A 20,987-nucleotide genomic window follows, 5' to 3' on the forward strand; every position below is an offset into this window, starting at 1 on the left:
TGGCAAGCCTTTTTTTATGCACTCGTACTATGTACAAATCCCTTGCAATAGTCTGTACTTTTATTTTGCATTAAACAACCGAACTTTAATGGGCTTTGCAGTGCAGATGCCTATCCAATAAAAGTAAATGCAGAACACACAAACAGGCACTTTTTTGCTCATGTGTTAAGATCAAAAGCCTTTTTAGGACATGTTGAACAACTTAGCAATCGAACCAATATTCCTAAGGTAAATAAGGCACAGTTGGAGAGCTTTTCATGTATTGCTCCGCCTAAACCGTTACAAGATAAGTTCTTCAGTTTAGTACAGCATGTGGAAGAACAAGAGAAAAAAATGCAAAAATCATTAGCGTTATTAGAGTACAACCTCCAATCCCTTCTCCAACGTGCCTTTAAAGGAGAATTATCCATCCGTACAGAAAAAGTATTGTAACATCATCATGTAGAGAGAGGCGAAACCAGTGTATTCCAACTTTACATTCCTAAAAGAAAAGGAACAATACACTGTCTTCACCAATGCTTGTCTAGAGGCCGAGAAAAGTCTCCTTGTCAGTCCTGCAACCTGCGCCATCCTATCTCGACGTGCATTGGAATTGGCAGTAAAGTGGCTATACAGCCACGACAGCGATTTGAAAATTCCGTATCAAGATAACTTGTCTAGTCTGATTCATGAGAACAGCTTCCTTCAGGTCATCGACCGGGAACTGCTCCCGCTTTTGAAATATATCATTAAGCTCGGCAATGTGGCGGTTCACACGAACTCAAACATTTCACATAGTGAAGCGGTCTTATCCCTTCATAACCTCCATCAGTTCATTGCTTGGATTGACTACTGCTATTCAGATGCCTACACAGCAGGGGAATTCAACGAGGAACTGCTGCAAGCAGGAGAAGAGAGGCGTACTCGTCCAGAAGAGCTGAAGGATTTGTATGATCGCCTAAGCTCTAAAGACCGTGACCTAGAGCAAGTCATGAAGGAGAACGAAGAACTGCGTAAGCAATTAACGCAAAAGCGTGTGGACAACACAGAGCAGTACACCTTCCATGTCGATGAGATTAGTGAGCATGAAACCCGCAAGCGGTACATTGATTTGGAGTTGAAGCTGGCTAGTTGGACATTCGGTAAGGATGTGCAGGAAGAGCTGCAAGTGCGGGGTATGCCGAATCAGCAGGGCATAGGATATGTAGACTACGTTCTGTTTGGAGATAACGGTAAGCCCCTTGCAGTAGTGGAAGCAAAGCGGACGAGTGCAGACCCTAACAAAGGAAAGCAACAGGCTAAGCTATATGCAGACTGCCTGGAGAGCATGTATGGGCAACGTCCGGTTATTTTCTACACCAATGGCTTTGAGACATATATTTGGGATGACCTAGAGTATCCTGCTCGCAAGGTGTCCGGCTTTTACAATAAGGAAGAGCTGGCATTACTGATTGACCGCCGCAGTATGAAGAAGCCGTTGCAGGATTTATACCTGAATGAAAACATTGCAAACCGCTATTACCAAAAAGAAGCCATATTGTCTGTTTGCCAAGCATTCAGCAGGAAAGAGCGGAAAACGCTGCTCGTTATGGCGACAGGAAGCGGCAAGACACGTACTGCAGTCTCTCTGGTGGATGTTTTGAGCCGGAATAACTGGGTGAAGAATGTCCTGTTCCTTGCTGACCGGAAAACGCTTGTGACACAGGCTAAGAATAGCTTTAGCACTTTACTTCCAAATATGCCGGTCTGTAATTTGCTGGACAATAAAGATAATCCAGAGGAGAGCCGGATTGTGTTCTCCACGTACCCAACGATGATGAATGCTATTGACGATGCAAAGCGCAAGGATGGCAAGAAGCTGTTTACGGTGGGGCACTTTGATTTGATTATCGTGGACGAGTCGCACCGCAGTATCTATAAGAAGTATAGAGCCATTTTTGATTACTTTGACGGAATGCTGATGGGGCTTACTGCCACGCCAAAGGATGAAATTGACAAGAACACATACGAGGTCTTTGATTTGGAGAACGGTGTACCTACCTATGCTTACGAGCTAGAGCAGGCTGTAAAGGATGGGTACCTCGTTGATTATCGGACAGTGGAAACACAGTTTAAGTTCCTAGAGAAAGGGATTCATTACGATGAATTGTCCGAAGAAGAAAAGGCACGTTATGAAGAAACCTTCGACGACGATGAAACTGTCGGGGACGATATTGACAGTGTGGCATTAAACAACTGGCTGTTCAATGATAATACAATTGACCAAGTGCTGCAGATGCTGATGGAGCGGGGCATTCATGTAGAGGGCGGCGACAAACTGGGGAAAACGATTGTCTTCGCTAAGAATCATAAGCACGCATTGCGGATTGCGGAGCGTTTTGACATGTTGTATCCGGCTCAAAAAGGCCACTTCGCTAAGGTGATTGACTACAGCATTAACTACTACCAAACGCTCATTGACGACTTTTCCGAGCGGCAGAAGCTCCCACAGATTGCCGTGTCTGTTGATATGCTGGACACAGGCGTAGACATTCCAGAGGTAGTGAACTTAGTCTTCTTCAAGAAGGTACGTTCTAAGGCGAAGTTCTGGCAGATGATCGGACGGGGGACTCGTCTTTGTAAGGATTTGCTTGGGGTTGGAGAGGATAAGCAAGAGTTCCTCATCTTTGACTTCTGCGGCAACTTTGAATTCTTCCGAGCAGATGAGAAGGGGACAGAGGGCGCTATTGTAAAGAGCCTGACGGAGAAGATTTTCAATGCGAAGGTAGAACTAATTCGCACGCTGCAGGAGTTGGCATATCAAGAGGAAGAGTATATGTCGTACCGCAAGGAGCTTGTGGAAACTGCGGTGGCGGGGGCACTTAGTCTGAATGAGGAGCATTTCCGTGTACGACAGCATATTAAGTATGTACACAAGTTCCAACAGGCACCTGCATGGAATTCTCTGAGTGTTATGGATGTGAATGAGCTTAAGGAGCACGTCTCTCCGCTCATGATGCCACTTGCAGATGATGAGTTTGCGAAGCGTTTTGATTATCTCATGTATACTATCGAGCTTGCGAAGTTGCAAAATAACAATGCAGGTAAGCCGATCCGCAGCGTTGTGGAAACGGCAGAGGCACTTTCTAAACTTGGGACTATTCCACAGGTAGTGGAGCAAAAGTATATTATTGACAAAGTGCGGACAACAGAATTCTGGGAAGAAGCCGATGTGCTGGAAATGGAGACAGTCCGTGAAGCCCTGCGTGACCTGATTAAATTCTTGGAGCGGGAAGCGCAAAAGACGTACTACACTGATTTTCAAGATGAGATTCTGTCTATTCAAGAAAATGGCGCTATGTATCATGCGAATGATTTGCAGAGCTATCGGAAAAAGGTCAGCCAGTATCTCAAAGAGCATCAAGACCAGTTGGCTGTTCACAAGCTTCGTAACAACAAGCAGCTTACAGTTCAGGATTTGCAGACATTAGAGCATATTTTGTGGACAGAATTAGGGACTCGTGACGACTATGAGAAGGAATATGGAGACACGCCTATTACCAAGCTCGTGCGACAAATTGTCGGCTTAGATATTCAGGCTGCCAACGGTGCTTTCTCAGAGTTTCTGTCTGAAGAACGCCTAAATCCGCAGCAAATCTCATTTGTAAAGCTCATCGTAGACTATGTTGTGCGCAACGGCATGCTGGATAAACGGGTGCTGCAGGAGGAGCCGTTTAAGACAGTGGGCAGCATTGTAGAATTGTTCCGACATAACATGGATGATGCACGGCGGATTATCAGTATCATTGATGAAATCAATAAAAATTCCGAATTAGTTATAGGGTAGCTGTTGTTAGAAGTACACTGCTGAGGAGACATATTCTTAAAAAGAAAACGCCCCGTATCAAGGGCGTTTTCTGTTGTTATCTATTTTTTAAGCGTTCTTTGAGCTCTGATGCTAAACTCTGAATTAAAAAGCCTTCTGGCGCCCCACAAATCATATTTGCAAGGAGAGGCCAACATTCCTGATTAGCATCTTTTTTCGCTAGATAGGCATCATAGTCTGCTTTTGTGTGAAAGAAGCAGTGCGGAGCTTTTAACGCTTGGCGTTCTATTTCTTTTCTTAACTCTGATTCAGACATGCTCAGCACTCGTCTGGCAATTTTGTCATTTTCTTCGTAGAAAATTTCCATTCCTTCCTCATCAATCCCCTCAAATGCAACTACAAATGGAAGGGAATCATACGGGTCCGGGATGATTTCTTCAATGTCGTCACCGTCCTCCACCTTATGGTACCCAAGTGTGACATTTTCTTTAAACCAATCTATAACATGCCCAATCCAGTCAGGGTCAATACAAATGTCAGTCTCTTGCTCGATATAGAACTGCAGATAGTTCCCGAATTGGAAGTACAAGCGGAGGTCATCTCTCACATCTGGGTTTTGTGCCAAGTATGCTAAAGTATCACCGTAAATATCCTTCTTCTCCACCTTACCCAATTCAGGGGAAGAGACAATGCCCATTATAGCTTTTCTTAACTGACTGTACTGAATTTGATCCCCATAAATTCCCCATATAAAGTCAGTGTAATAATGAACGAATTCACTCATGATAATGTAAGGATTCGTATGAAAAGGCTTAGGGCAACATCCAATGGAACTAAAAGGAAGACCTCTGGAAGGTACGACAGTGTCATAATCAAAAGTGCCAACCCACATAATAAATCCTTTCTCATGGAGAGAATTTAACGTGTCGATAACCTCCTGGATGCTTTCTAGCTCTAATCGGAGAGCCAAGCTTTCAAAGGTTACTTCTGCATAAAGCCCTCTTCCCATTGAAGACATAATATCCAAAAGCAGCATCTTTTCTGAAGCTGTCAGCCTATAACAGCGCAGTATCTTTTGCGGGGCAATAACGTAACTATGGTTGAATGTCATTTTCAAAGAGTGGTTCTCGTTAAAAGCCAGTTCAATTAGCTTCTCTGTGTGATTGAAATCCAATTCGAATTTTGTATTGTGATTCATGAGTGTTTCTCTCCCTTTATTTATTATTAGTGAAATTACCTGTTAGCTTGTTTCTTGCGCTAGCGGTAAATCTCATGTCAGCGCTGCGTGTTAATGCTTTTAAAGCCAGTGAGTAAGAGTATACAGTGTTTTACAGTCACACCCCTTCGGTAATTAAGATCCCTACGCTTCTTAATACGAAGTGCGGCAAGAATAGTTAAGAAGCTTTACAAAATTTTTGTTGCGCAACCCTGGCCTAGCGAGCATACTTTTTTGCCCACGTTACTTTATACGACTTGGCATGAAGCTAGTTAAGGACAAGAACGAGAAAATATGATATTCCCGCTTTAACATCCCTTAATCCCCCTCACTGTTTTATACGAATCAAAGCCCTTAAGGTTAAGTGCAGACTTCAAAGAAAATAATTGCTACCTAGTTGTATGGAGTTGAATCCGCACCAGCCTTCTGCAAAAATTTCCCGTTGGTATCATGTGCCCCCCGCCAAATAGCTGAGAGTGCTTGTTTTTCCTAGGCACCGGGGGGAGGTCATATTTTGGAAAGGTAAAAAAATAATTTTTGGCAGCTAGGGATAGAGATTTCCTGCCCAAGTTTCACTTTTTCGCACATAAATAGGAAGAATTCAATATCCTCCACGTGAAGCAGGAGTGGATTATGTATAGTAAAAACTGTGGAGGAGAAGGAGGTGGAAGGAGGGTGTTGTACCCTTTTTGAATACAATGGATTGGCAGCTAAGCTGCTATACCAGTTTGTGTGCCGCAAACTCCCCCTCCTGTGTATTAAGAGCTGCTTTCCCTATATCCCCGGCCAAGCTCACTTGTCAGAAACAAGCATAAACATACGGAAATTTCCTATAAGTTTCACCTTAACTCACCCTCTCTCAGTTCGTATAAGCATATGTGGCTGATTATTTTGAGAAGAGGGGAAGGAAGCACATGATAGCTGTTGTAAAAACTAGAAGCATCTGCTACAGTGTGGTAGAAGCTTGTCAACCCTTTAGAGGACATCTAACGAGAGGAGGATGTCATCTATGGGAAGCGTGAAAAAAGACGGGTCAACATGGTACTTTGTAGCCGAACTAGGTACTGATCCGTTGACAGGAAAGCGTAAAAGAAAGAAGCAGAGAGGCTTTAAAACGAAGCGTGATGCAGAGAAGGCTCTAGCGTTAGTTGAGGCAGAAGTGCTAAAAGGAACGTATTTTGAGCCATCAAGCCTACTTTATCAGGACCACCTGAGGGAGTGGTTTAAGGTAAAGAAAAACAGCATTAACATTCAGACTGCTGAAGCATATGAGGGATATATCCAGCGGCGGGTGCTGCCAGTGTTAGGTCATATCCCATTGGCACAGTTGTCTCCGATGCTGCTCCAAGGCTATGTAAGTGACCTGACCGAAGAGGGATTAGCTAGTGAAACGGTTAAGAAGCTGTACAACATCATCAGCAATTCTCTGGAGCATGCAGTAAACATGGAGCTGCTGCCATCTAATCCTGCGAAGAAGATTCAACTGCCAAAGAGCAAGAAGAAGGAGATGGCGGTGTGGGATGTGGAGGAAATTCAGGCTTTCCTCAAGGTAGCCAGAGAGGACCGAAGCTATATAGCCTTTCATCTAGCAATTACAACAGGCATGCGGCGGGGAGAGATTCTCGGACTTCGTTGGAAGGATGTAGACCTTGAAAAAGGCATGCTGTATGTCAGGCAGACTCTCAGTAAGGATGGGAAAACATTTTTAACAGGAGCGAAAACCGATTCGAGTGTAAGAAGCATTAAGCTGTCACAAGAAACGATTGCTGCTTTAAAGAAGCATAAAGCGAGGGTTGCATCAGAGCGGCTGAAGGGCGGGGCAGAATACTCTAATTATGATTTGGTAGTATGCACTGCAAAGGGGACACCAATGAACCCCGAGAACCTGAAGCGCACATTTATTCGTTTAACCAAACAAGCTGATGTTTCAACCATTCGCTTTCATGATTTGCGACATACCCATGCTACAATGCTTCTGGCGCAGGGAGTACATGCGAAGGTTATTTCAGAACGTCTTGGTCACAGCAACATTAAAACGACCCTAGACATCTACTCTCACGTACTGCCAAGCATGCAGGAGGAAGCTGCGAACCAAATTGATGCGCTGCTCGCAAAAACAACGTAAATGAGCTACGGCACCAAAATGGCACCACTCACGTATTGGAGAGTGCCAAGGTGCTTTACATACAAAATAGAAAAAGCCGCAAACCCTTGTGTACCAAGGACTTACGGCTTCTCTTAGGTATGATCCCGACTGGGTTCGAACCAGCGACCTCCACCCTGTCAAGGTGTCCCTAGAAGTCCATAGTTTAATGTAAGTCATCGTTGTGTACCGATGCTGTCATATCAACGTTTGTGGCTAAGTGGTTATACCTAGTTTCCATACTCTTTATTGTTTTGGCAGACAAACTCCTTACATTTCTGTGTCCCCCTGAAATTGCGGATAGAATTATATGTAATTTTTAATATATTAACATTTTAGTTATAAGTGATATAATGGAGGGTAGTAAAAAACCATGTGAGACACCCATACCAACTACCAGGAAAAACGTTTATTCTAAAGAAGGGGGTTCTATTTTGTTTACTCATCATGTCTTTTGTCTCTCATGTTTAAAGCAAATGATTCATGATAATGAAACGAACTATAATGTGTGTATGCATGGCTTGGAAAGATTTCATACGGATACCTCTATAGATTTAAGAGCAAGGCCGCTGCATGACTACACACCTGAATTATTTACAGCTATCTTGGATATGTTGGAGGTACTTCCTTTTCGTCATTTAAAGCTGGCAATTCAGCCTGCTCAGGATGCCTTGGAGATTGCCAATTACCTTGGCGTTGAAGAGTTGGAAATGCGGGCTCGTCTTGTTCACGCGGACGTGATAAGCAGAAAGGGACAGGCTGCAGAAGGTGGACGCATGTTTCACGAAGTAAATGTGTGGGCTGTCAATGGCCAGTCACCTTATGTGCTTGCACGTAGCCACCGCTTACTTTCGGTATTTTTCAGCAGAATTGGCGATTACGCCAGTGCATTTGAACATGCCGTTCGAGGGCTTGAGCACCTCTCTGATTCAGCACGCTCTTATATCCGGGCGGACCATATTTTCGCCCTTACGAATGCCCTGGACGGAAATGGAGCATACGATGAATCAGCCCAATGGTTTCAAGAAATTGTCCGCCTTGCTGCCGAAACAGAGGATATTACGCTTTCTCTCATGGCTCTTAATAATAGAGCTTTTACGCAGTGTGAATTGGGGAACAGGGAAGAGGCCTGGGAACTCGTACTGCAAATGAAGCGTATCATTCAAGAGTATAGAATGCCAACCAATATTGGAATCCTTGATACAATTGCCAGGACAGAAATACTCATGGAGCGTCCTGCCGATGCAGCTTCTACGCTACAGCCAATTGTACAAGCTGCCGGATATGTCCCCAATGAATTTGCTCTGCTGCCAGAATGCATGCTTACGTACACAGTAGCCTTACGAGTACAGGGAATCTTTGAAGAGGCACAAGCTACGTTAAACCAAACGAAAGAACTCTGTATGCAGTATAACTTAACACCAATTATGGTAAACGTGTGTCTGGAACAAGCCCGTTTGTTTGCTGCACAGGGACTGTACAAGGAAGCTTATGAGGCGCACTGTCGCTTCCATGTGGAAGAGGCAGCCCTGCGTCGCGCTGAACGGGAGGGGCGTGCGCGCATTCTGCATGCAGTGTTTGATGCTACGGAAGCCCGCAAAGGCTTGGCACATTTTCAGAAGCTCGCGTTGCGTGACCCACTTACAAACTTATATAACCGACGCTATCTTGAGGCCTATATACGAACGTTAACCGAGAACACGGGTCGGGAAAATGAGTTGGCGACAGTTGCCGTCCTGGATGTAGATTATTTTAAACGAATTAATGACACATGTTCCCATGCGGTTGGAGACACTGTCCTCGTACAACTCTCAAAAATACTGATGCAGGAAGCAGCTGAGCTGGCGACCATTGCCCGGTATGGCGGTGAAGAGTTTCTTCTCATATTTGTTGGCCTTACGGAGGATGACAGCCGCCGGTGCATCGAGCGCCTTCATCAAGCTATTCAGGAGGCCGATTGGAATCCCATTGTAGGAGATTTACCCGTTACAGTCAGTATAGGAGTCAGTACGTTTTATCTTTCGCAAATCAATTGTATAGAAACACTGCTGCAGGAAGCGGATACGAATCTATATACGGCAAAACGGTCAGGGCGAAATCGAATTGTAGCAACATCTGTAAGTGATCATGTTTTTTAAAATGGAACCTTCTAAAAATGAGTGTAGAGTCTTTTGGAGTTTTTAGATTGATGAGAAAGCTGCCATGTTTGAGCCCTCATAAAAGCCTCAATGCTTGTACAGTCTAATGGCACCAAGGAGGTGTCGATAACATGGCAACGAACAATACGACAGTGTCTGGCAGTCGTTCTTCTAACAATCTGCTGATTGCAGGTGCAAAATCTGCCCTGGATCAAATGAAGATGGAGACTGCTCAAGAGTTCGGCATTCAATTAGGTGCTGAAACCACATCTTGTGCAAACGGTTCTGTGGGCGGCGAGATAATAAAGCGCCTAGCCGCAATGGCGGAGCAGCAATTAGGTGGTAGCTATCAAAGTCAATAGGACAACGAATTATTCTCCTCACAACGGTAAACAACAATAGGTGAGCGGTAGAGAAGGCATGGCATACAGCTATGCCCCTTCGTTGGTTAGAAGGGTATCCAGGTGTTTTATTTCAGAGTATTTACCGTGGGTGAGTGAGGTGTACGATTTTACGAAACACCAGAATGTGATGTACGGTTACCCGCCAAGAATGAAACCTCCTCTTTCGATCCGAAAATTCGTGTATTTTCCAATTGTAGAAGCAATATCAATGATTGCCCAAAGAGATGTATTATGCAAAAATTGAATATAAGAATGAGAGATTGTTGGAGGGAATGGGATGGTCGCGTGGAGCGCAACAAATGTGATGTTGTTAATAGGCATACTTGCTTTGTCTTCATTTTCCTTTTATTTGTATATTAAAAAAAGATTCTATGAGCGTTCTGCGCAAATAGCAAATGAGCACTGTGATTCATTGTTTGTCCACCATCCAGATGGATTGGTTGTATATAAGAACCATGAGACTGTTCTTAATATGAACAGTCTCATGGAGGAGATTACAGGGTATTCCCTGACTGAATTACAACATATGGAGTGGGAATGCTTGGCGCATCCGCAGTACCGGGACTTGGTTCGCAGACAACTGCGGCAGGCGATGCAAGGAAGTGTACGAGAGTATTATATTGTTCTCGTGGCGAAGACAGGTGAACATAAGAAGGTGTTAATTCGCCATATTCCTGTGTATATAGGAACCGAACTACACGCTATGTACTCGACTGTCCGTGATGTGACAGGCCAAATACAGACTGCTGAAAAGACACAGGCATTTTTTACAAATTCTGTTGATGCAATGGAGATTCTAGACCTGGAAGGAAAGGTGTTACAAGTAAATAGGGCGTATGAAACACTCTTTGAATGGAAGCAGGAGGAAGTTCAAGGACTTTTCCCTCCGCATCTTCCGGTACATTGGAGAGCAGGCATGGGATTGCAGGTATTAGAGCGAGTTCAGAATGGTGAGGTCCTAAAAGACCTTGAGATTTTGGCCCAAAGTAAGTCTGGACAGACCATTCCAACAAGAGCTACCCTTTCACCTATATATAGTGAATACGGAACCATTCACATGATTTCAGTTGTCATACGAGATGTGTCTGATCAGAAGGAAATGGAGCAGGTGATAGAAGAGTCGCAGCAAATGTATCATCTGTTGGCACAATACACTTCAGACTCCATCGTGGTGATTAAGCAACCAGAAGCCAAACTAGTGTATGTTTCCCCTATCTTTGAAGAAATGTTTCAGCTGAAGGCAACAGATACAAACTTGTACAGCTCCTTTGTACAATTTATACATCCTGATGATATTGCCTCAGTACTTACAGGGGCAGAGATGCTGTATCGGGAAAAACGGGTTGTTTGCTTGGAGTGCCGAAGAAAAGACAGCAAGAAACACTGGAATTGGGTAGAGACAAGAGGCGTGCCTATCTTCGGAGATGACGGGGAGATTCGCTTTGTTATTTGGTCCGTCCAAGACATACAGGAGAGGAAAGATTACGAGTTACAGTTAGAGAACTTGGCGTTTCGGGACTTTCTGACTGGCGCTGCAAACCGGGCTTCCTTTGAAGCGTATGCAGCCAAGCTGATTGGGGATAACCAGCCATTTTATCTCTGTCATTTAGATACAGACAATTTTAAGTCTATCAACGACCAGTATTCCCACCAAGCCGGAGACGCTCTTCTGATTGAGACAGTGAAGAGAGTACAGCGTGTTCTCCAACCCGATGAGTTCTTAGCTCGTGTTGGAGGGGATGAGTTCGTTATTATCTCTCCGGGACGGAACGAGGAAGACATCAAGCAGCTTACTTCTGTACTGATTGAGAAGTTCAGCCAGCCATTTACGTACAAAGATAATGAAATCTATTCTACCCTCTCAATTGGCGTCGTGTCGTTTCCGGAACGAAAGGGCAACTTGGAAAGGTTAATGAAGAAGGTTGATAAGGCCCTGTACTATGCCAAGACGAATGGAAAGAACCAGGTATCTTTCTATGGAGAAATGCATGAACGGGCTCTGACGATTGAGGAAAGTCTGCCAAAAGCGATACGCAACGAAGAGCTGTACCTCGTGTTTCAACCCCTGTTGCACCTGGAAAATAACGTGGTATACGGAATAGAGGCGTTGCTTCGCTGGAAGCATCCTGTGTTGGGGGAAGTCTCTCCGTTAGAGTTTATCCCTGTGGCCGAAAGGAATCATTGGATCTATGACATTACACTTTGGGTCATTCAGGAGGCAACGAAACAACTATATAAATGGGATCAACTTGGCCTCCGGAACGCAAAGCTATTTATTAATTTCTCGCCGTACCTCTTGCGACAGACAGACTTAGTAGAGGCAGTTCCAGCTATTTTGACAAAAAATCAGGTAAGCAGCCAGCGTCTTGTTTTGGAAATTACAGAAACAGGAGTCATTGAAAATCTTTCAACCGGACTCAATATCCTTCAGAAGTTCCAAGAGGTGGGGATTCAAATTGCGATGGATGACTTCGGGACAGGGTTCTCCTCTCTTTCCTATATCCGTCACTTGCCAATTTCCATTCTCAAGATAGATCGAAGCTTTATTAAAGAGATTGACCAGCAGCCGAAGGATTCCATGATTGTAGAGTCTATCGTAGAACTCGCAAAGTCATTGGGCCTACAAGTGGTTGCCGAAGGAATCGAGACAGAGAAACAAGAATGTATCCTGACTGAGTTTGGAGATGTTGTAGGACAGGGATACCATTTCAGCCGTCCGCTTACGTCCGAACATATTGAGGAGTGGTTAAAGCACAAGATTTAGGGGACTGACCCAAAACGTTAACGCGTTTTGGGTCAGTCCCTCTTTTTATTTCTTCTGCGTAATGGATTTTTTGCTGTGGAAACAGGCACAACTGCCGAAAAAATCCTTATTTTCCAATTGACTAAAATAGTTAGAAAATTTATAATTTACCTTATTATTAAATATTTTTCGGAACTACTGTACCGAATATCGGAACGGAAGGGGGTGATTGTATCGATACGAGTAAAACGATGAAAAAGGCAATTGAGATCTTGGATTTGTTCATGGAGCACCGAAAGCTGACACTGTCCCAAATCGTGAAGCTGACCGGGCTGCCGAAGACAACGGTTCACCGCAGTGTGAACACGTTGGTGGAGACGGGGCTGCTGCACGTATGTGCTGATGAGGGATATGAACTGGGCTTGAAGCTGCTCAGCTATGGGACATTGGTGAAGGAGCGGCTGGATGTGCGGGGTGTGGCTTATTCGTTCATGCAGCAGTTGCAGGAGGACGTGGGAGAGTCTGTCAATCTGATTGTCAGGGAAGGGGACTTGGCGATTTACATTGAGAAAATTGATTCCACGCAGCCGGTCCGGGTATTTACGAAGGTTGGGCGCACGGCACCGTTGTATGCGGGGGCTTGTCCGCGCATTTTGCTTGCTTTTGCCGGAGAGGAAGAACGCACTCATCTTTTAAATACGGCCGATTGGCGGGTTTATGCATCCGGCACGATGAAAAGCAAGGAAGAGGTGCTGCCTGTCCTGCAGCAGTCACGGATATCCGGCTATGCGGTTAGTCATTCCGAGCTGACTGAGGAGTCCTCGGCAGTGGCCGCTCCTATCTTTGACCACAGCGGTCTGGTGGTGGCCGGGCTCAGCTTGGCAGGTCCGACGCACCGTTTCGGGGAAGAACGGCTGCCTTTTTTAATCGAAGAAACAAGGCGAACAGCAGCAAGAATATCTACAGCATTGGGGTATAGGTAAGCGTTTACAAAAAGGGGGAGAAGAACACACATGATTAAGCTGATTGGGATTGTAATTGTGGCTGTCGGGTTTGCCCTGCGGTTCAACACGCTGCTGGTGGTCATGGCGGCGGGGATTGTGACGGGGCTGGTTTCCGGCATGTCCTTTCACGATGTATTGACAAAGTTTGGGCAGGTCTTCATTGATAACCGTTATATGTCCTTGCCGATTATTTTGACGCTTCCGGTCATCGGAATTTTGGAGCGGTACGGCTTAAAGGAGCGGGCGGAGGAGCTGATTAAGCGGGCCAAGGCGGCTACGGCCGGCCGGGTGATGCTGTCCTATCTCCTGATCCGGGAGGTTTCCGCGGCAGTTGGTTTGAACATCGGGGGACACGCCCAAACGGTGCGCCCGCTGGTGGCGCCCATGGCGGAAGGAGCGGCTGCGGCCAAGCATGGCGAACTGCCGAAGGAGCTGCAGGATGAAATAAAGGCACATGCGGCTGCTTCTGAAAACGTCGGTTGGTTCTTCGGGGAAGATATTTTTATCGCAACCGGGGCCATTTTGCTGATGAAGGGCTTTTTTGATTCTGTGGGAATGGACGTTGGTGTTTGGGATATGGCGCTGTGGGGCATTCCGACTGCCATTTCTGCGTTTGTCCTTTCCTGGCTGCGCTTCAAACGGCTGGACCGCCGCATTGCCCGTGCCGTGAAGCCGGCAGAAACACGTTCCAACGACCATATCGCATAGGAGGGATAATATGAACCTGCTCACACTGGATTATATCTATTACATATTGGGGATTATCGTCGCGTTTGTGGCGTTTCGTGTCGCCATGGACAAAAATCATCCGACACGCTGGGGCTCTGCCTTGTTTTGGGGAATTTTCTCCGTCACCTTTTTATTCGGCAAGCAAATTCCGCCGCTTGCCGTCGGCTATTTGGTGCTGTTGATGGTGATTGTTGCTTCTATTGGAAAGGTGAAGGCCGGCAAGGAAGAAGAGCCTGCGAAGGCTGAACGGGAGCAGCATGCCAAACGCTTGGGCGGCCGTATTTTCATTCCGGCTCTGCTCATTCCGGTGTTTACGGTGGTCGGCACTTTAACACTGGGGAAAATTCAGTTTGGCAGCACACATTTGGTGGATCCGAAAAACGTCACCTTAATTTCCCTTGGACTCAGCACCATCATTGCTTACGCAGCCGCACAGTTCCTGACAAAAGCAAAGGCCTCCGTGCCGATGCAGGAGGGAAGCCGTTTGATGCAGGCAGTCGGCTGGGCCATCATTCTGCCGCAGATGCTGTCCGCGCTTGGCGGAACCTTTGCGGCCGCGGGTGTCGGCAATGTGGTTTCTAAAATTGTCGGTGATGTTCTGCCGACACAATATGCGTTTGTTGCAGTGGCAGCCTACTGTTTGGGCATGACCATTTTTACAATCGTCATGGGGAATGCATTTGCCGCGTTTGCGGTCATTACCGGGGGAATCGGTGTGCCGCTCATCGTGCAGCTGCACGGCGGCAACCCGGCGATCATGGCAGCGCTCGGCATGTTTGCCGGCTACTGCGGCACGCTGATGACTCCGATGGCGGCCAACTTCAATATCGTTCCGGCGATGCTGTTGGATTTGAAGGACAAGAATGCGGTCATTAAGGCACAGGTGCCGATTGCCATTCCGCTCATGCTGGTGAATATGCTGTTGATGTACGTGCTTGTCTACCAATTTTAAGGGGGAGTTTGCATGAAAACTGTATTGGTCACAGGGTTTGATCCATTTGGCGGCGATATTGTCAATCCGGCTTTGGAGGCAGTGAAGCAGTTGGAAGGATATGCTTCAGATTCCTTCCGTGTGGAGGTGCGTGAGCTGCCGACTGTGTTCGGCCGATCCATTGAAAAGCTTCGCGGCTATATGGAGGAGCTGCAGCCTGATCTGATTCTATGTGTAGGGCAAGCGGGAGGCCGCACCGATATGACAGTGGAGCGGGTGGCGATTAATGTCAATGATGCCCGCATTCCCGACAATGCCAGCCAGCAGCCGATTGACACAGAAGTGGTGCCGGGCGGTCCGGTCGCTTACTGGTCCACGTTGCCGGTCAAGGCACTCGTAAAGGAAATGACAGAGCAGGGCATCCCAGCCTCTGTTTCCCATACAGCAGGTACGTTTGTCTGCAATCACATTTTCTACGGACTGATGCATCAGTTGGCCGTGACGGGATCTGCTTCCCGCGGTGGCTTCATTCATATTCCATACCTGCCGGAGCAGGCCGCCCGCCAGGCAGGACAGCCGAGCATGGCGCTTGAAACTATTGTCAAGGGACTGCGAATTTCCATTGACGCGGCAGTCCGCTATGAAAAGGATATTGTAGCGGTTGGCGGCCAAATCAGCTGAAAGAGGGCTCAGTCCTCTTTTTTTCCATGAAAGGAGATGAAGGGATGCGGTTTTATCCAGAGGGGGACTGTGCGGTGACAGTGCAGCTCGGGGACATCATGCAGATTGACATTCATAGAAAGGTGCGCGGACTGGCACGTTGCCTGGAGGAGCAGCCGATGCCTGGCTTTCGTGAGGTGGTGCCCGGCTTCGCGTCTGTAACCGTGTTCTACGACCCGCTTCTGATCAGCTACAGGCAAGCAATGCAGCAGCTGCAGGACCGATTGGCGCATCTGTCAGCTGCTTCCGTTGACTGTCCGCGGGAGGTCACAATTCCGGTTTGTTACGGCGGGGTATTTGGGCCGGATTTAGCGGAGGTTGCCAAGCTGAACAGCCTGACACCGGAAGAGGTTGTTGCCATTCATGCAAATGAAACATATACCGTATATATGATTGGGTTTGCCCCCGGGTTTCCGTATTTGGGCGGCATGCCGGAGCGGATTGCCACTCCGCGCCGTGCCACTCCGCGCCTTTCCATTCCGGTTGGCAGCGTCGGCATCGGTGGCAGCCAAACCGGCGTATATCCGCTCGAAAGTCCAGGCGGGTGGCAGCTCATCGGCCGCACCCCGCTGGCTTTGTTTGACCCGCAGCGCGCGGAGCCAAGCCTGCTGCGGGCAGGAGACCTTGTGCGGTTTCAGCCCATTTCCGAACAGGAGTATGAGAAATGGGGGGAGACCACATGAGCTTTACAGTGCTGCGAAAGGGCTTTTATACAACCGTGCAGGATTTGGGACGACATGGATACCGTCAATATGGCGTGGTCCGCAGTGGAGCCATGGACAGCTTTGCGATGCAGGCCGCAAATTTGCTTGTCGGCAATGAGAGGAACGCGGCGGTGTTGGAGGCCACTTTGCTGGGGCCGAAGCTGCGGTGCGAGAGGTCTGTACTTGTTGCGGTGTGCGGGGGGGAGGCGGAAATGCTTGTAAACGGCAATCCGGCGCCGCTTTGGCGGCCTGTTCTGTTGGCAGCGGGAGATGTGCTGCAGTTTGGGGTCATGAGAAGCGGCTGCCGGTTGTACATTGCGGCAGCCGGTGGCGTCGACGTTCCGGAAGCAATGGGCAGCAGAAGCACCTATGTCCGGGCAGGCATCGGCGGCTACAAGGGCCGCGCTTTGCAGGATGGGGATGTGCTGGAGCTTGGCACTCCTTCCACACTCGCACAGCAGCTGGAAGCGGGAGGAAGGACAAGCTGGGGAGTCAGTCCGTATGCCCGGCCGGCCTACAACACTTCACCTGTCATCCGCGTGATGAGAGGTGCGCAATATGATTGCTTCACAGAAGAATCCAAGCGGCAATTTTTCAACGGGTCCTTTCAGGTGACGGCTGCCTCTGACCGGATGGGCTACCGCCTGGAGGGCCGGGCGCTTACGCTGCAGGAGCCATTGGAGCTGCTGTCGGAGGCTGTCACGTTTGGCACCGTGCAGGTTCCGCCGGAAGGAAAGCCGATTGTGCTGATGGCGGACTGTCAGACGACAGGAGGCTACCCGAAACTTGCTGCTGTTGCCACGGTTGACCTGCCGCTGCTGGCACAGGTTAAGCCGGGCGAATCTGTCCGGTTTCAGGAGATTGCCGTGGAAGAGGCGCAGCGGCTGCTGCAAGAGCAGGAGCAAGCATTGAAGGAACTGGAAACAGGAATCAAGCTGAAGGGGAGGAGCCAGCATGCTGTATGTGGATTTGAATTGTGATATGGGCGAGAGCTTTGGTGCATACACCTTGGGCCGTGACGAGGAGATTCTTGGTTACGTCACTTCGGCCAACATTGCCTGCGGCTTTCATGCGGGCGATCCGGCTACGATGCGGAAGACGGTCAAGCTTGCCTTGGACAAGGGGGTGGCCATCGGTGCCCATCCGGGCTTTCAGGACTTGGCAGGGTTTGGCCGCCGGAACATGTTCATCTCACCGCAGGAGGCTTACGACCTGACTGTGTACCAAATCGGCGCCTTGTACGGATTTGTGAAAGCAGAGGGAGCAACGCTGCGGCATGTGAAGCCGCACGGTGCCCTGTACAACATGGCAGCACGGGATGCTGCATTGGCAGAAGCCATTGCTGAAGCGGTATATAAGGTGGACGGAAATTTGATTCTGTTTGGCTTGGCGGGCGGAGAGCTTGGAAAGGCTGCGCGGAAAATCGGCTTGCGTGCGGCGTCGGAAGTGTTTGCGGACCGCACGTACCAGGAGGATGGCTCGCTCACGCCGAGAACCCATCCGAATGCTTTGCTTCACGACACGGAGGCAGCAGTGAACCAGGTTATTCGGATGGTGAAGAAAGGAAAGGTGGGAACGCTGCAGGGAACCGATGCCGCCATACAGGCAGAAACCATTTGTATTCACGGGGACGGGGCGCACGCTGTGGAGTTTGCTGCACATATCTCCCAAGCCTTGCAGGAAGCCGGCATTCAACCTGCTCCGGTGCATGCTTTTTTATAACAAAAGGTTTTTCCAGAAGGATGACAAAACGAGGGAGCGCATAGCTTCCTCGTTTTGTCACTTTGGAGTTTTCTTAAAATACCAACCTAAGGCAGCTGTATGGCCAACAAAAAACAAATTAAAAGTGTGGGCAACCTGGGGATTATTGTGAATGTAGCAGCAAGGAAACTGAAACCGTGACGAAGAACAACCAAATTTTGAAATTCCTGTAAATTGCTTCGTGTTGGTGGCAGAGGCAGTCAAACCAATTACTGTTATACAGGAACTTCAACTGTCTCGGCGGGATCTTTTCTTTTTAGCCCGCATCATTCCGCTATGAGTCTGGTAGAATGGATACAGCTATAAATGATGGGGAAGCTAAGGCTTCTTATGATTCATCTTGTCATCACCTTTATATGATAAATCTTCTCTTTCCCGGAATTATACTGTACAATAGTAAATGCGTATTAGGTATTATGAGTTGGTCATAAATTACAGGAGCTAGGGTGATGAAATGAAGGGTGTTGGTATCATCGGTGTCGGGGCTTACGTTCCGGACCGGATTGTAACGAACCGTGATTTGGAGAAGCTGGTGGACACGAGCGATGAATGGGTCCGTTCGAGAACGGGAATTGAGGAGAGAAGAATTGCAGGGGAAGATATGGGTACCTCCCATATGGCCGTTCTTGCAGCTCAAAATGCACTAAGAGACGCGGCAGTAGCTGCTGAAGATATTGATTTAATTATAGTCGCGACTGCAACGCCTGATCACTCCTTTCCGTCCGTTGCTTGTATGGTGCAGGAAGCTCTCGGGATGAAGCATATCCCCGCCATGGATGTAAGTGCCGCTTGTTCCGGGTTTGTATATGGCCTTGTAACCGCGAAGCAATTCATAGATACCAATACATATCAGCATGTGTTAGTCATCGGCAGTGAGAAGTTCTCCAGCATCGTAGACTGGTCTGACCACAATACGTGTGTGTTATTCGGTGATGGGGCCGGTGCTGTTGTGCTTGGTGAAGTGCCGGAGGGAAAAGGTATTTTATCTTATGAGATGGGATCTGACGGCTCAGGGGCACAGCATCTGTTCGTCAACAATGTGACGAACTTCGTCTGTATGAACGGCAGGGAGGTCTTTAAGTTCGCTGTCCGCCAAATGCCGGAATCGAGCCTGCGGGCTGTTGAGAAGGCTGGTTTACAGAAGGAGGATGTAGATTTTCTTATCCCGCATCAGGCAAATGTCCGAATTATTGATGCTGCACGGGAAAGACTCGGGCTTCCGGAGGAGAAGGTGTCTACTACGGTAAGGCAGCACGGCAATACATCTGCCGCCTCCATTCCGTTATCACTATTTACAGAGCTGCAAAATGGAAAGATTCATGACGGTGACGTTGTTGTAATTGTCGGCTTTGGAGCCGGGTTAACGTGGGGCTCACTTTGCCTGAGATGGGGCAAGTAATATATAAGAATACAAGAGGGGGAACAGACAATGAAAAAACGAGTAGTGGTTACAGGAATTGGCGCATTGACGCCGCTGGGAAATGATGTGTTCACCACATGGGAGAACGCGAAAAACGGCGTATCCGGCATCGCGCCCTTTACCCGGATTGATGCGGAAAAATTTAATGTCAAAGTGGCAGGAGAAGTAAAAGGCTTCGTGCCGGAAGAGTTTATGGATGGCAAGGAAGCAAAGAGAATGGCCCGATTTACACAGCTTGCGGTTGCAGCGAGTAAGATGGCTGCAGCGGATGCAAAGCTGGAAATCGGCAGCAATGTACAAGCGGAGCGTGTCGGCGTATGGATCGGCTCCGGCATCGGCGGCTTGGACGAATTCGAGGAGCAGCATAAACGCTTTTTGGCAAAGGGGCCGAAGCGTGTCAGCCCGTTCATCATTCCAATGCTGATACCGGACATGGCTTCCGGGCGTGTATCCATTGAGCTTGGGGCGAAAGGAATCAACAACTGTTCGGTCACGGCTTGCGCGTCCGGCGCCAATTCCATTGGCGATGCGTTCCGTGTCATCCAAAACGGAATCACGGATGTGATGATTGCCGGCGGAACAGAGGCTGCCATTACAGAAATGACAGTCGCAGGCTTCTCAAACATGACAGCTCTTTCTACAAACCCGGACGCGGGCAGCGCAAGCCGTCCGTTTGATAAAAACCGCGACGGCTTCGTTATTGCAGAGGGTGCCGGTATCTTGATTTTGGAGGAGCTTGACCACGCATTAGCACGCGGTGCTCACATCTACGGAGAGCTGATCGGCTACGGTGCGACAGGCGACGCGCATCACATCACGACACCTGCGCCGAACGGTGAAGGCGGCCAGCGCGCGATGAAGCTGGCACTGCAGGATGCCGGCCTGGCTCCTGAAGATGTGGATTATATTAATGCACACGGAACGTCTACACATTACAATGATTTGTATGAAACGAAGGCCATTAAGGAAGTGTTCGGCGATCATGCGTACAAGCTGTCTGTCAGCTCTACAAAGTCCATGACAGGCCACCTGCTCGGGGCAGCGGGAGCAGTGGAAGCCATTTTCTCCTTGCTTGCGATTCGGGACGGAGTGCTGCCTCCAACCATTAACTACACAACACCTGATGAGGAGATGGACCTGGATTACGTGCCGAACGTGTCCAGAAAGGCGGATGTCAACGTCGTATTGTCCAACTCCCTGGGCTTTGGTGGACATAACGCAACACTTGTATTTAAAGGGATGTAACAGGCAGGGGAGCCCGTACTGGGCTCCCCCTTCTTATATTATTCT

Annotated in this window: 15 protein-coding genes; 14 read left to right on the plus strand and 1 reads right to left on the minus strand. The window is 48.0% G+C overall.

The window, feature by feature from the left end; translation table 11 throughout:
* The first annotated feature begins 460 nt into the window (after positions 1 to 460).
* Positions 461 to 3,805: a DEAD/DEAH box helicase family protein gene (locus tag NK662_RS18260; RefSeq protein ID WP_254760386.1), complete on the plus strand. Its 3,345-nt coding sequence runs from the start codon at positions 461 to 463 to the stop codon at positions 3,803 to 3,805.
* Positions 3,806 to 3,881: 76 nt separating this feature from the next.
* Here the strand turns inward: NK662_RS18260 and NK662_RS18265 are convergent, their stop codons facing one another.
* A complete protein-coding gene (locus NK662_RS18265; RefSeq protein WP_254760387.1) occupies positions 3,882 to 4,982 on the minus strand; it encodes a hypothetical protein in 1,101 nt (366 codons plus the stop codon).
* Between the two features lie 1,027 nt (positions 4,983 to 6,009).
* Between NK662_RS18265 and NK662_RS18270 the strand changes: the two genes are divergently transcribed.
* The 13 genes from NK662_RS18270 (at position 6,010) to fabF (ending at position 20,942) form a co-directional block, all read left to right on the plus strand.
* Positions 6,010 to 7,125, plus strand: coding sequence for a site-specific integrase (locus NK662_RS18270; protein WP_254760388.1), 1,116 nt, complete (start codon positions 6,010 to 6,012; stop codon positions 7,123 to 7,125).
* Between the two features lie 452 nt (positions 7,126 to 7,577).
* On the plus strand, positions 7,578 to 9,281 hold the full coding sequence (locus NK662_RS18275; RefSeq protein ID WP_254760389.1) for a tetratricopeptide repeat-containing diguanylate cyclase: 1,704 nt from the start codon (positions 7,578 to 7,580) through the stop codon (positions 9,279 to 9,281).
* A 131-nt stretch (positions 9,282 to 9,412) separates the two neighbouring features.
* A complete protein-coding gene (locus NK662_RS18280) occupies positions 9,413 to 9,643 on the plus strand; it encodes an alpha/beta-type small acid-soluble spore protein (RefSeq protein WP_254760390.1) in 231 nt (76 codons plus the stop codon).
* A gap of 319 nt (positions 9,644 to 9,962) precedes the next feature.
* Positions 9,963 to 12,449 carry a sensor domain-containing protein gene (locus NK662_RS18285; RefSeq protein WP_254760391.1) on the plus strand — a complete coding sequence of 829 codons (2,487 nt, stop codon included), beginning with the start codon at positions 9,963 to 9,965 and terminating at the stop codon, positions 12,447 to 12,449.
* A gap of 230 nt (positions 12,450 to 12,679) precedes the next feature.
* On the plus strand, positions 12,680 to 13,411 hold the full coding sequence (locus NK662_RS18290) for an IclR family transcriptional regulator (RefSeq protein WP_254760392.1): 732 nt from the start codon (positions 12,680 to 12,682) through the stop codon (positions 13,409 to 13,411).
* 30 nt (positions 13,412 to 13,441) lie between these two features.
* Positions 13,442 to 14,140, plus strand: coding sequence for a DUF969 domain-containing protein (locus tag NK662_RS18295; protein ID WP_254760393.1), 699 nt, complete (start codon positions 13,442 to 13,444; stop codon positions 14,138 to 14,140).
* Between the two features lie 10 nt (positions 14,141 to 14,150).
* The gene (locus NK662_RS18300) at positions 14,151 to 15,113 is read left to right on the plus strand and encodes a DUF979 domain-containing protein (RefSeq protein ID WP_254760394.1); all 963 of its coding nucleotides are present in this window, start codon (positions 14,151 to 14,153) and stop codon (positions 15,111 to 15,113) included.
* A 12-nt stretch (positions 15,114 to 15,125) separates the two neighbouring features.
* Entirely contained in the window at positions 15,126 to 15,773 is a 648-nt protein-coding gene (gene pcp / locus NK662_RS18305) for a pyroglutamyl-peptidase I (protein WP_254760395.1), read from the plus strand.
* Positions 15,774 to 15,817: 44 nt separating this feature from the next.
* Positions 15,818 to 16,495, plus strand: coding sequence for a 5-oxoprolinase subunit PxpB (gene pxpB / locus NK662_RS18310; protein ID WP_279665135.1), 678 nt, complete (start codon positions 15,818 to 15,820; stop codon positions 16,493 to 16,495).
* Positions 16,492 to 17,496: a 5-oxoprolinase subunit C family protein gene (locus NK662_RS18315; protein WP_254760396.1), complete on the plus strand. Its 1,005-nt coding sequence runs from the start codon at positions 16,492 to 16,494 to the stop codon at positions 17,494 to 17,496. Before pxpB ends, NK662_RS18315 begins: the two co-directional genes overlap by 4 nt.
* Complete coding sequence (locus tag NK662_RS18320; RefSeq protein ID WP_254760397.1) at positions 17,471 to 18,238, plus strand: LamB/YcsF family protein; 768 nt, start codon at positions 17,471 to 17,473, stop codon at positions 18,236 to 18,238. The genes NK662_RS18315 and NK662_RS18320 overlap by 26 nt, the downstream gene beginning before the upstream one ends.
* 493 nt (positions 18,239 to 18,731) lie before the next feature.
* Positions 18,732 to 19,676 carry a beta-ketoacyl-ACP synthase III gene (locus NK662_RS18325; protein WP_254760398.1) on the plus strand — a complete coding sequence of 315 codons (945 nt, stop codon included), beginning with the start codon at positions 18,732 to 18,734 and terminating at the stop codon, positions 19,674 to 19,676.
* A 30-nt stretch (positions 19,677 to 19,706) separates the two neighbouring features.
* Positions 19,707 to 20,942: a beta-ketoacyl-ACP synthase II gene (gene fabF / locus NK662_RS18330; RefSeq protein WP_254760399.1), complete on the plus strand. Its 1,236-nt coding sequence runs from the start codon at positions 19,707 to 19,709 to the stop codon at positions 20,940 to 20,942.
* Positions 20,943 to 20,987 lie beyond the last annotated feature (45 nt).

It is taken from the genome of Ectobacillus ponti, from assembly GCF_024294785.1.
In the GTDB taxonomy this organism is placed as follows: domain Bacteria; phylum Bacillota; class Bacilli; order Bacillales; family Bacillaceae_G; genus Ectobacillus; species Ectobacillus ponti.